Consider the following 12,996-nt stretch of genomic DNA (forward strand, 5'->3'; position numbering starts at 1 on the left):
ATGACGCCGCACTTCAACATCGATCTTCAGTTTCGGATGTTCGCTTTCCTGCTCATTGGAAGCTGGCATTTCGCCATGTCAGCCGCGCCCGTTGAGCGATTGGGACCAGCTCATTATGCCGTCGAGCCGATCGAGCAAGCGCGAGAGCTCAATGGACCGCTTGCCGTTTCGGCCGGAGTCTATCGACTCTCCGGACCAGTACGTTTCAAACGTGATGGCCTATTCATTACCGGCAACGACGTCACCATCGATCTCGCCGGACACACGCTGTATTACGGCGAAGAAGGTGATGATTGCTGGGGAATCCGCGTCTACACCAATTGGCTGGAAGCGGATCAGCGAAAGCTAGCTGCGCCCCAGGCGCCTCAGCACGCGCTGCGCGCAAGGATCATCAACGGCGTCATTGTGCATGTTGGTACCGGCGCGCGGTGTCACGCAATTTGCGGAAATGAAGGGGGCGATGCTCGCATCGAGCGGGTCGCGGTCGAAGTTTTTGGACGAGACACTTCCTGCGTAAGCTTTCCGTACGGCCGAGTGACGGTTGCCGGTTGTGTACTGAAAAACCATCAAGACGCCACCGACGATCGGCACATGATGCCCGCGAATGTTCGTCTTGACGCGGGTTGCCAGGTGACAGGTTGCATTTTGATCGGCGGCAACTCGGGGGTGCATATCGGCGATTTCTCGCGCGTCGACCACAATTTGATCGCGCAGCGAATGTTCGCCACCAACGGATACGCGGTTGCAAGCGGCGCCAAGTCGGTGGTCATCCAGAAGAACGTCATAATTCCACCCGTTAGCGGACGCGGCATCATCTCCGGTGGTGGCGAGCGACTAGTGTGCGAAGACAATGTGATTCTGGCTTGGAACCTTCCGAACGAAGAATACGGCTGGGGTCTCAATGCCTGCGGCGTTCGAGTTCGCATCGAGACTCGCAACTATTTGATTCGTCATAACTCCATTCTGGCTGTTGGCGGATTGGATCACACCTCGTGCTCGGGCATCTACCTGACGGATGTGCTCAACGAGCCCGAGAATCGTAACCGCTACGAATTCAACGATGTGACGGCGATTCTGTGCGGCCCCACGAGCGCCCAACACGATGGGCGCGATCTGCCGATGTACGCCAAAGCGATTACTTTTGAAGGGCAGGGGGGGCCGGAGCAGGAAACCCCGATTTCCGATCTCATTCGGGGGAACGCATTTGCGAGCAATCATATTTTGATTTCCACAACCGGGTCTGACGGCGGCTGTAATCAAGGCGAACCGTTAATCGACAATGAGTTGAGTTGGACGAATGGTAAGCGAGCTAAAGAAAAGTTCCTGTCGCTGGCGCAGCGCCGCTTGAAATCACTGCGCATGGCAGATCATCCAGACGCCGTGGAAACACTTGAGCAGGTGACGAAGAATCTGGGCGTGCTCGACGCAGCAGAACTGCTCGCTGATCGCAGCACTTTCTATAGCGGAGACTGGGGGAGTCGAGAGTTCGTTACGCTCTTGGACACACATGTAGCTGCGGACTCGTTGGCGCCGGTGACATTTGACCTGGCGGATATTCGTGGTCCCCTGAACTTGCCATCGCCGCGCCGCATTCGGATCGGCGACACGTCGCCAATTGTGTTGCAAAAACCCGATGGCGCGCCGCTGATTGGAGCCGCGGTGATCATTCGCAATCAAGAGGAAGAAGCGTTGTCGACGATGACCGACCCCAAGGGACGCTTGCGCTTACCGGTCATTCGTTTCGCACTCGAACGCCCTGGCGTTGTCGACACGCCATTTCGCAAAACTACGCGAGATCTACCGACTCTAGAAATCAACGGCTACAAGAATGCCCAAGTCACGCAGGCCGACTTGGATCGCGGAACGCTGCAACTTCAAGTTTCGGAATGACGCTGTTCCGAAGGTTCTGTGAACACCAGCGTGTGATCCGTGCTCGCCTGCCCGGTGGGCGCTTCGGTGAAGGCGCGAGTCTCATCCGCCGCGTCTCGCGACTTCCACCAAGCAAGCGCTTGGTAATCGTTCCAAGGGGAGTTAGCCTGACATTCGGCCAGCGCTTGTCCAAGTGCCGCAGCGCTAGCGGGGCGTTGGTCGGGCGCTTTGGCGAGACAACATAGCAAAACCTCCTCAAGTCGTTGTGGCACCGGCTTTCCAAGGCGTTGCGACGGTGGCTCCACCTGCGCCGAGACTTGCTTGGTGAAGATGTCGACCATTGTCGCGCCGACAAATGGCGGCGTGCCCGTCAGCAGGAAGTATCCCACGGCGCCGACGGCATAAAGATCGCTGCGCGCGTCAACGTCGTCGGGTCTTTGGATCGCTTCGGGCGACATGTAGAGGGGCGTGCCCATCAAGGAGCCAGAGGTGGTGATGCCGGCCTGTCCGGCGACATCGAGTGCTTTGACTAACCCAAAATCAAGCAGTTTGACAAAATCTGGCAAACCGCCGCGCTGGGTGAGCAGGATATTGGCCGGCTTGATATCGCGATGGACCAGGCCGATCGAGTGGGCTTCGGCCAGGGAGCCGCAAAGTTGCCGGAGGATATAGATTACGCGGCCGACCGGCTGAGCGCCGTAATTCTTGACCAGTTGATCCAGCGGGATGCCTTCGATGTACTCCATCGCGTAGTAGAACAACCCCTCGGGAGTCCGCCCAAAGTCGTAAATGGAGATGGTGTTGGGGTGGGTCAGTTGACTGGTCAATTGCACTTCGCGCTCGAAGCGGCCAATTGTTTCGGCGTTCGTCCGTTCTGGATCGAGCAGCTTGATGGCCGTGGGACGCCGCAAGAGCGCATGATGCCCGCGATAAACGACGCCCATGCCGCCCGCGCCAATCTTGTTGTCCAGCGAATATTGCCCCAATCGCTTGGCCTTAATGGCTTCGCTGCGCATTTGTTGCCGATAGCGAGAAGCAACCAGCATGAAGAAATAGATGGCGGCGGCGGCCACTACCAGCAGCGCGAATAGCGTTCCGAAGGCAACGCGTAAGATCCAAAGTGGCCGAAAAGCCTCGGATGTGTCGGTTTGGGTGGTGACGCCAAATCCGTAATCCTTGAGCCAAGTCCAAGCGCCAATCACCTCGGCGCCGCGGTAGTCGCGGTAGCCTGTGGAATTAGCGCCACTTCCGCTTCGAATCGCCGATGCCACATCCAGATTGAGTGGTTGCTTGGATCTAGGCAGCTTTGGTCGTTGCCCTGTATAGAGATTCACACCGGGATCACGCGCTGTGAGCGTAAGAATGGAAGAGGCGTCTGGTGCGTCGGGCAAGAGCCCAAATGACTTGAGATCTTCGTCGAAACGACTCTGTGAAAGCATCAGTCCCTTGTCGTCGAAGGCAAAGGTCTCGCCCGTTTTACCTGCACGTCCGATGCTGAGGATGCGCGTAAAATCTCGTTCTGGCCGTATACGGACACCAAGAGCGCCGATAACTTTGTCATCTGCGCCATGGATGGGCGCCACCACGAACATCGTGGGCACACCAGTCCGTAATTCGTTACGGGCGTCGCGCAGCATGGCCACGCTGCGATATGGCTTGGACACCGTAACCTTGTTTGCAAGCGCAGGCTCAAGAAACGCGGAATAGCCAGAGAGCCTATCCTTTCCCACCAATTCCGCCGTAGTCGCGGCGACTACTCGCTGATTGGCGTCGACGATCATGAATCCGATATATCCATGCGCTTCGAGCGCTGGATGCAACGCTTCGGCGACCTGCTTGCGAAGTTCGGCTTGTGCTGGTTCCTGCTCCGTACCGGGGGCCGACGTCACCAATTGACGCGCGTATTGCTTGATTTCCGAGTTCTCGGCCAGAGCCTCGGCCGTCGCCTTTTGGGTCGTGAGCCAAATGCGGAGGGCCTCGACGTCGGCATTGAGGATTGTTTGCAGGTCTCCGGCCAACTTCTCTTGCAATGTGCCTTCAACGGCGCGGTAGAGAAAGAACCCCAACAGCGCCAGACCGACTACTGCGGCAATGGGCCAGAAGCGGACGCCGTTGCGGAACCATCGCCCGGAACGACCAAAGCTACGCGAAACGGACCGGGAAATTGACTGGTCCAACTAACTGCTCCTCATTTCCTTAGCTGGTAGATGATTGGATTATTCCGTTCGCCTTAGTCAAGCATAGGCTATAGCCAAGATCATTACCCCGCAAATACGTTACGTCCGGCTTGTCCCCACCGTGGCCGGCGACATTCCTGCGGCCCGAAACAATTTGCGTGGCGATTCCTGATCGAGGGACTCGTCGCGTTTGTTTCCAGGTCTTAGACTTAATAGCCATTCTGTACGAGGGTTATCGTTTCTTGTATCGGGAGTGCACCATGTCGCGTTGCTGCTACTGGACTTTTTGTGCCGCATTGCTGGCGGCAACGGTGAGTTGGGCCGCCGATGCCAAACCAGAAACGGCAATTAACCCCGAAGAAGCAGCGATCCGCAAAGCGGCCCAGGCGTACGTTGACGCTTTGAATCAAGGTGACGCCAAGGCGATGTTGGCAATCTGGTCGCCAGAGGGCGAATACATCGATGCGACCGGGAAGCGAGTGAAGGCGCACGAAATGATTCAGGCGGAGTTTGCCCAACCCCGGACAGCGCAACCGGGCGCCGAGATCAAGTTGGGCGAGACTACGATACGCTTTGTGACTCCCGAGGTCGCCATTGAAGATGGCGCGTCGCCCGGTGGTCATTTTAGCGCGGCCTGGGTCAAACGAGATGGCAAGTGGCTATTGGCTCGTTTGCGCGAGTACAGCGCCGAGGCAGCCGAACCGGTGCGGCCGCTGGAGCAGTTGTCGTGGTTGACAGAAGCCTGGCAGGGAACCTCAGGTGATATGACCTATGAGATGAGCGGCCGATGGACCGAGGGAGGACATTTCATCGATCGTGAATTCTCGGTGAGTAAAGGCGGCACGGTATTGTTGCACGGTCATCAGATTGTGGGCTGGGACGCGGCCAGTGGAACGATCCGCTCGTGGGCGTTTGATTCGCAAGGCGGGCATGGCGACGCCATTTGGACCGCGGACGAGTCGGGTTGGGTCGTTGACGCAGTGGGCTTCACGGTGCGCGGAGACGAGGTGTCGACGACGACGAAGTACACGTTCAACGAAGACGGCACCATCTCGTGGCACGTTGGCAGCACCGTGCATGATGGCAATGAAGTGCCCGCCATTACTGTGAAATTGAGCCCGCAGCCCGCGAAGTAGTATTCTCCGACGAACAAGACAAAGAGCCTCACCCACCCAAGGAAAATGCATGTCACGCAGCATGTTGGTCGCCGCCAGTATCGTCCTGTGCGCAGGCGCCTTGTCGGTATGCGCCTGGGGCCAAGGCGCGACACGAACGCGGCGCTCGGCTAGCGCTACTGACAGCCAGTCGCCGACGCTCGACCGCAACGAAATGGCCGCGCGACAGAAGATTCTGAATAGCCCGGAATGGCATGAGGTTGAACACGCGTTCAACGAGTGGCTTTCGGTGCAGCGCGTTTACCCGGCCAGCCAAGTGCCGAACGTCAAGGCAGAGTTCAAGCGCCGAGTGCGCACCGCGACCGCCGCCGAGTTGCAGTCGTGGCTGGACGAGATGTCGGGCAAGCTGCAAATTTTGATGAGTCCAGAGGCGCAGGACGTTCGCGCGTGGCTGGGGCACTTTGTTTCCGCCAAGGTGGTGTTGCCAGAGCGGTTGGTGAATGATTTCGACGTTGTGAACATGACCACCGCGCAGTTGCAGGACGCGTTAAATCAGGCAGAGCAGCGGAGAACCGGTCTGCGGACGCAAGCGAATTCTTTCAACGAAGCGCGGATGGAGCAGGTGCGGAACGCGGCGCGACAGCGCGAGCAGCAAGACCAGAACCGCCAGCAAGTGCTCGCTCGGCGAGCCGCCAACGATTTCTTTCCCAACTACCAGAGCCAATACACGCCACGGCCGCGGAACAATGTGCCAATTGAACGCGGCATTTTCGGCGGCATGGGATTCGGCATCGGCATTTGGTAGTTCGCCGATCGCAATATCAAACGCGCAACTGACCTTGGCTGACACAACAACGAGTTGGCCGCCACGATCTATCGCGCACTTGGCATCGACCACGAACAGCGACTCTTCGATCCCCAAGGGCGACCAATTCCGCTCGTCGACGGTGGACGACCGCTCCTCGAGTTGTTTGGCTAGCTAATCGATACGACGCTTCCTGGGGCCTCGCAATGGTGTGAGGTTGAATTCCGTGATCGTCAGCGAATAGGGGGTCTGACGACCCGGCCATAGCCGCCGCATGTGCCGTCGCCAGCATCCATGCGCTGACAATTGAAGCACGGTATCAGAGCGCTGGCTCAAAAAGCAAAGAGATTTTTTGGCGCTGATGCCACGTTGGTACTGGGAGTTCGCGGAGGGGCTGTGAGCGACCCAATTGAATCGCACGACGAATTGCAAAACAGGGGGATAGACTCCGAAAACCCCAGCCACGAAGGTCGTGGACAAAAGCGCAAACGTTGGTGTGGAATCAAGTTGCGATTGTCGGACCGAGATTCTGAATTCGGAGTTTTCGGAATTGGGTGTCGCGATTCGAGTCTCACCAACCAGGCCGATCGGCGCTTGCGATCTCAGATGTTGTGCGGCGCCATCGACCGACTACAGCATGTGGTGGCCGAGGGACAAGTGGGTTTTCGGAGAGGTGTCTGAAAACCTATTCTTGAGTCAGCCGACTGGGTAATGGTAAGTCGCGCAATCCACCATGATGCAGTGTGTTGGAACGCGCGCAGCGCGGCCAAGGCCACCTTGGCCTTGAAGGCCGACCCCAATACCCGACGCTTCCTGGTCATCCTGAACCGCTCCTGATCGGCTCCTCCCCAGCCCGTTTCCTACCTTATCAGCGCGCCCAGTTTTTGGGGTCCATTACAAATAGCTCGCGCTCGTTTCATTCGCTCTTGACTCGCGAATCGGTGGTGTTCGACACCGGGCGACTGGGCAAGATGCCTGACCATCATGCATTTACCCCCTCGAAAGTGCGGAAGATTAAATTAGATGAAATCATCCGCTTTAAGCCCTAGTAATTCGCTGTCAATCTCCTACTTTGTCCTCGTAGATGCCATGACTTCCGCTTCGCAGGGGACGCCAAATTTGAGAAAGGGCCGCTAGTGAGCCGAACGTGCGATCAAGTTGGATGCGAATGAGAAAACGCATACCTACCGCCCATAGCCTGCGGCGGGCGAGTTTTCATGATCGCAGACTTTCTGATTTGCCGCGGACGACCGTAAATTCGCGCTTGGTGCAACTGGTGAGCAACCCTGATTTGGGTTGCGGCATCAAGCAGCAAAGGAAGGGACTAATGAAGAAATCAATCCAGCTACTTTTTGTTTTCGCCGCCCTCGTTCCATTTTCTGCGTGGGCCCAAGGCCCCGTCAACGTCGATTTTACCGGACCTCCTGGACCTGACAGCATCTCGACAGGAGTCGCAGTGAACGGTGATGTGTCGGTGGAGGCGCTCGTACGTTCCAGCCTGGTGGGTGATATTCAGTGGCGGGTCGGCAACGGCTCTTGGAACAACATCTTTTCGATCAGTGTTCCTGCTCCCGATGTCAGCATGAACGTGGCGCCGCAGGCGATCGACTTCTCCGCGACGATCAACGACACGCCAACCGGGACCTCGACCATCATTCAGGTCAACAACACGCATACCCATGCGCTGCAGAACGTGAGCATCGCCAACACGTCGCTCAACCTTACGCCGAATCCCCAGGGCTTCGCGCTGAACGAGCTCACAGCGACGGCTTCGATAGGCTACCCGATTAACTTTTCTACAACGATCCTCGGACAGACTATCAGCGTGGACACGGTCTTGGGACCGGAAGTAAAGCTGACGGCCAGCGCGTCGGGCACGTTGCAGAATTTGAGTTTTCAGCAATCGGGAGTTCTTGCCGCTGGGACGGGAGTCCCCACCTCCTTGTTTCCACTTGGCAGCTACAACTACCCATCGCTCGGCCTGACTGGAATCCCGGGTGATATCTCGACTGATGTCAACGCGCAGCTCGACGCGAGCTTGGAATTGAGCTTTCTCGGACTTCCGATCGGATCCATCCCGATTTCGCAGGGAGTGCCCACTATCAACACCGGCGCGCTGCCGTTTCCGTTGTCGGCCGCCTTGCAGCTCGATCGAGTGATTGTCAGTGGTCAGTCTCGCGACGATATGCGAACGACGTTGTCGGTGCCGTTGCCGGTCCAGGTATTGCCGGAGCTGCCGATTCCGATTGGCGAGATCAGCGGAGATGTGCCGCTCGATACGAGCATCGCGTTTCCCGAGGTGACCTTGCTCAGTTTCGACGTGCTCGGTCAGACAGTCAGTGTCGCGCTTCGCAATGCCGCGCTGGAGTTTGATTCCGCCAGCGGCGTTGACTATAGCCTGCTGGACGCGCGAGTGGTTCTCGGCAACGAAGGTGGCGCTCTCAACTACACGGTGCGGGCCCTTAACGAGCGCGTGGTGCCGGTACCCGAACCGTCGACGTTGGCGCTGGTCGTGTTGGGCATGATCGGCGTGGCGGCGAGCGCGGCACGGCGCCTGCGCCGCTCGGCTTAAGGCCAGCATTTGGCCTAGCCACCTAGATAATAGGCCGATTTGACGACGCCAACCTCGGCTGGCGGACAAACCCATTGGTTCGTCCGCCGGCTTTGAGGTTGGCGTTTTTTTTGGCTGATCGCTGCGAACTGCGACAAACAAGGACAAGCCGGCACAGACCGTCGACGCCAACAGTCAATTTGCTTCGGTTTTGGCCTCATTTGCGTGGCATGTTGGCGAAGCGACTACTAGCTATAATGACGGGCCAGCCGCGTAATTTTCACTGATGGCTGGGCAATGAATCGGCGTGGCAGGTTCCCAGCCTTCGCCGTCGGGTTTCGCCTGGCGCCCGACCGTTGCAATTGGCGCATCAGCCCGGTTTGCCGAAAGTCTGCCTTGCCCGACGCAATTCTTTGCCGCGATCTGCACAAGCAATATCCCGGCCGACCACCGGTGAACGCCGTTAATGGGCTCAACCTGCGCGTGCGCGAGGGGGAGTGTTTTGGCCTATTGGGCCCGAACGGCGCTGGCAAGACGACCACGATTGAAATCTTGGAGGGATTACTGCGGCCCACGAGCGGCGTGGTCGAGATCCTGGGGCGACAATGGGGGGCGCAGGACAACGAGATCAAGCAGCGGATCGGAATCTCGCTGCAAGAGACGCGGTTGCCAGAGAAACTGAGCGTGCGCGAAGTTCTGACGCTATTTCGCAGCTTCTACCGGCGTGGACTGTCGCCGGAAGACGCCATGCGGCAGGTATCGCTGGAAGAGAAAACTTCGAGTTGGACCAAGACGTTATCTGGTGGACAAAAGCAACGGTTAGCCGTGGCTTGCGCGCTGGTGGGCGACCCTGAGCTATTGTTCCTGGACGAGCCAACCACGGGACTCGATCCGCAGTCGCGGCGGCAACTGTGGGAGTTGATTCGCAACTTTCGCGCGCGGGGCCGAACCGTACTGCTGACAACGCATTATATGGACGAGGCCGAGCGGCTGTGCGACCGAGTGGCGATTGTGGACCGCGGCCGTGTCATGGCGTGCGACACGCCGCACCAGTTGATCGCCAACTTGGGGGGCGAGCACATGGTGGAGTTTACACTGGCCGGGCAGAATGGCTTTGCGCAGCGCTCCACGAAGGTACTGGGCGGTGTGCAAAGCGTGCGCACGGTGCGGCGAGACGGCGACCAGTACTGCCTGATGGTTGAAGAACCCCACCTGGCGCTACCTTCGCTGCTTGCTTGCTTGGAGCAGGAGGGAGAGCGGTTGACCAGCTTAACGACGCGTCATGCCAGCTTGGAGGATGTTTTTGTGACCCTGACCGGGCGGCACCTGCGCGACGGCGGAGAGGCGGTATGACGAGCGTGGAAGAACCTCGGATCAACGATCCGCGATCGGATGTCGTGCCACCGACGCCAGCGCCTTGTTTGGACAATCGCCATTACTCGGCGCTATGGCAAATCATCGTCACGCGGGTCAAAGAGTTCTTTCGCCATCCGTCGGCGATTTTCTGGGTCTACATATTTCCAGTGCTGATGGCGATCGTGCTGGGCATGGCGTTTGAAAATCCGAACGCCGAGACGTTCATTGTCGACGTGCAATCGGCGCCGGGCGCCGCGCTGATTGTATCGGCGCTTGGCAAGACCCGGCCGGAGATCGTGATTCGCGCGAAGTCGGTCGACGAGGCGGCCGCGCGAATGAACCTCAAGACAGGGCGCACGATGTTAGTGGTCGTTCCCCAGTCGACCGATGGTGTTGCCGGCGTGGGGCCATCGCTCGACGCTCTGCAAGTGGAGTATCTGTTCGACGCGACGCGACAGGACAGCGTGGCGGCACGGCGCACGGTGGACGACGTGCTACAACGCGCGGCCGGGCGGCAGGACGCCATCGCGATTGAAGATGTGCGGTACCGTGAGATTGGCGGGCGTTATATCGACTTTCTCGTGCCGGGCCTGATTGGCGCGGGGCTCATGAGCGCCGGGATGTGGGGCGTGGGATTTGTGGTGGTCGACTTGCGAGTGCGGCACCTGCTCAAGCGATTTGTCACGACGCCGATGAACAAGGCGGAGTTTCTGGCGGGGCTGATTCTGAGCCGCTTTTTCTTCATGATGACCGAGGTCGCGCTGATGCTGATCGCGGTCTGGTGGCTTTTTGATATTCACGTTCGAGGGAGTTGGCTCGCGTTCTCAATCTTCATTTTTCTAGGCGCGTGGGTGTTCGCCGGCATGGGATTGGTGGTGGCGAGTCGGACCATGACGCTGGAGACCGCATCGGGAATCATCAACCTGGTGATGCTGCCGCTGTGGATGATATCTGGCATCTTTTTTCAATCCGAGCGATTTGGCGAAGCGGTGCAACCGTTGATTCGCTTGACCCCGCTGGCCGCGCTGATTGAAGGCCTGCGCGCCATCATGATCGAAGGCGCAGGCATGGGGCAGTCGCTGTACTACATGGGAGTGCTGTTGGTGTGGGCAGTGGTCTGCTTTGTGGCTTCGCTCAAATTGTTCCGTTGGTATTGAGCAGTTCGCCTGCGAATTGGCGTGGACGCATTGGCTAGAGGGACTCAGCGCGTGGGCTAATGCCGCGCGGGACCAATCGCCTGGGCCTGTTCGAGTTGTAGCGATTTTGCCGCTGCGACGATCGATATGCCGCGAGTATTCGGTCATACGGCCAAGGGAAGTCGCACATTTGTGCAAATGACGCAAGTCGCATTGCAAGCACGACTTGCGCGGGGATAGTCGTGTGTAGTTGTCGCGGCGATGGCTTCGGCTCCAGAGTGGACAGCGATATACTTAGAAGACGCCCGCCCTCCGCCTGCTCGCCCGCCGGCACATTCTCTGGCTCCTCGAAGAGGTTTCCTTTGTCGCAACCCATGGCCATTGAGGTTTCGCAACTCACCAAGCGATTTGGCGAGGTGACGGCAGTCAACGCGTTGTCGTTTCATGCGGCGGCCGGCGAAATCCTGGGGCTATTGGGCGCCAACGGAGCGGGCAAGACGACCACCATCCAAATGATTTTGGGGCTGACCACTCCCACCAGCGGCAAGGCGCGGGTGCTGGGAATGGACATCCAGAAACACCGCCAGGCGATTTTGCAGAGGGTGAATTTTTCGAGCGCGTACATCTCGTTGCCATCGAACTTGACCGTGTGGGAAAACCTGTTTGTGTTTGCCCGGCTATACGGATTGCGAAAGCCGCAGTGCAAGATCAAAGATTTGGTCGAACGGTTCGAAGTGGAGCATACGCTCAAGCGCATCACGGGGAGCCTTTCGTCCGGGCAGCAGACGCGGGTTAATCTTTGCAAGGCGCTGCTCAACGATCCGGAGGTGTTGTTCCTCGATGAGCCGACGGCAAGCCTCGATCCGGACATCGCCGAGAAGGTGCGCAGCAATTTGCTCGATATTCAGCACGAGCGGCGCCTGACGATCGTCTGGACATCGCACAACATGAACGAGATCACCGAACTTTGCGATCGCGTGATCTTTTTGGCCAAGGGGAATCTGGTGACCGAGGGCTCACCGCACAGCATCATGCGCGAGCGACAGGCGCAGTCGCTGGAAGAGGTATTCATCTCGATCGCGCGGAATGGCGACGGATTGGACTACGAGTCGCGCCCGATCGCGACATCGTTAACGCGTTTGAAGGAGCCCGTTTAACATGTGGCTTCGCGTGTCGGGATTAACGATGCGGTACCTGTTCTTGTACCGCCGGAGCCTGGTCCGAGCCGGAGAGATATTCTTTTGGCCAGTGATGGACCTCGTGGTATGGGGCTTTTTAACCGCGTATCTGAAGACGATGGTTGTGCCGCAGGCGGTAGTCTATTTACTGGGCGCCTTGATCTTTTGGGACGTGCTGTACCGATCGCAACAGGCAATCACGCTGAGCGTGACCGAAGAGATCTGGACCAAGAATCTGCTTAACATATTTCTCTCGCCAGTGACGACCTTTGAGCTGATGCTATCGACCTGCATGATCGGGATCATCAAATCGCTGCTCACGGCCACCACGTTGGGGCTATTGGCGCTGATGTTTTATGACTTTAACCTGCTCGACGTCGGAATAGCGCTGGCGCCGTTCATGGCCAGCCTGCTTTTGTTTGGTTGGGCGGTGGGGATGTGCACCACGGCGCTAGTGCTGCGGTTCGGTCAATCGGCCGAGGCGCTGGTGTGGGGGATTCCGTTTTTGATTCAACCGTTCTCGGCAGTGTTCTATCCGGTCGACGTGCTGCCCGGTTGGCTGCAAATCGTGGCGCGGGCATTGCCATCGACGTATGTGTTCGAGGGCATGCGACAGGCGCTAGACGGCGATGGATTGAACTGGTCGCAGCTATTGATTTCGTTTGGCCTGAACGCCGTATATCTGGCGGCGGGCGCGACGTTTTTTGTATGGATGCTCGGCGTGGTGCGCGACCGCGGATACTTGAGTCGGCTGGGCATGGAGTAACGACAGCAACCCGGCCAAAGCGCGCGGCGGGGCGAATGCTGGC

The 12,996-nt window shown here is 58.3% G+C and carries 10 protein-coding genes; 9 read left to right on the forward strand and 1 reads right to left on the reverse strand.

What is annotated here, in order from left to right:
- Entirely contained in the window at positions 1-1,890 is a 1,890-nt protein-coding gene (locus K1X71_00095) for a hypothetical protein (protein ID MBX7071515.1), read from the forward strand.
- On the opposite strand, the gene K1X71_00100 is transcribed toward K1X71_00095, so the two are convergent.
- Complete coding sequence (locus tag K1X71_00100) at positions 1,875-4,046, reverse strand: serine/threonine protein kinase (GenBank protein MBX7071516.1); 2,172 nt, start codon at positions 4,044-4,046, stop codon at positions 1,875-1,877. The two genes, K1X71_00095 and K1X71_00100, sit on opposite strands and share 16 nt — an antisense overlap.
- Positions 4,047-4,306: 260 nt before the next feature.
- Between K1X71_00100 and K1X71_00105 the strand changes: the two genes are divergently transcribed.
- The 8 genes from K1X71_00105 (at position 4,307) to K1X71_00140 (ending at position 12,953) form a co-directional block, all read left to right on the forward strand.
- On the forward strand, positions 4,307-5,182 hold the full coding sequence (locus tag K1X71_00105) for a nuclear transport factor 2 family protein (protein ID MBX7071517.1): 876 nt from the start codon (positions 4,307-4,309) through the stop codon (positions 5,180-5,182).
- Positions 5,183-5,231: 49 nt separating this feature from the next.
- The gene (locus tag K1X71_00110; protein MBX7071518.1) at positions 5,232-5,966 is read left to right on the forward strand and encodes a hypothetical protein; all 735 of its coding nucleotides are present in this window, start codon (positions 5,232-5,234) and stop codon (positions 5,964-5,966) included.
- A gap of 54 nt (positions 5,967-6,020) precedes the next feature.
- Positions 6,021-6,140: a DUF1501 domain-containing protein gene (locus tag K1X71_00115; GenBank protein ID MBX7071519.1), complete on the forward strand. Its 120-nt coding sequence runs from the start codon at positions 6,021-6,023 to the stop codon at positions 6,138-6,140.
- A 1,153-nt stretch (positions 6,141-7,293) separates the two neighbouring features.
- Positions 7,294-8,538 carry a PEP-CTERM sorting domain-containing protein gene (locus K1X71_00120; protein ID MBX7071520.1) on the forward strand — a complete coding sequence of 415 codons (1,245 nt, stop codon included), beginning with the start codon at positions 7,294-7,296 and terminating at the stop codon, positions 8,536-8,538.
- Between the two features lie 375 nt (positions 8,539-8,913).
- Complete coding sequence (locus tag K1X71_00125) at positions 8,914-9,870, forward strand: ABC transporter ATP-binding protein (GenBank protein ID MBX7071521.1); 957 nt, start codon at positions 8,914-8,916, stop codon at positions 9,868-9,870.
- The gene (locus K1X71_00130; protein ID MBX7071522.1) at positions 9,867-11,030 is read left to right on the forward strand and encodes an ABC transporter permease; all 1,164 of its coding nucleotides are present in this window, start codon (positions 9,867-9,869) and stop codon (positions 11,028-11,030) included. Before K1X71_00125 ends, K1X71_00130 begins: the two co-directional genes overlap by 4 nt.
- A gap of 341 nt (positions 11,031-11,371) precedes the next feature.
- Entirely contained in the window at positions 11,372-12,166 is a 795-nt protein-coding gene (locus K1X71_00135; protein ID MBX7071523.1) for an ABC transporter ATP-binding protein, read from the forward strand.
- 1 nt (position 12,167) lies between these two features.
- A complete protein-coding gene (locus K1X71_00140; GenBank protein MBX7071524.1) occupies positions 12,168-12,953 on the forward strand; it encodes an ABC transporter permease in 786 nt (261 codons plus the stop codon).
- The last annotated feature ends 43 nt before the right edge of the window (positions 12,954-12,996 follow it).

Source organism: Pirellulales bacterium, from assembly GCA_019694455.1.
Lineage (GTDB): Bacteria > Planctomycetota > Planctomycetia > Pirellulales > JAEUIK01 > JAIBBY01.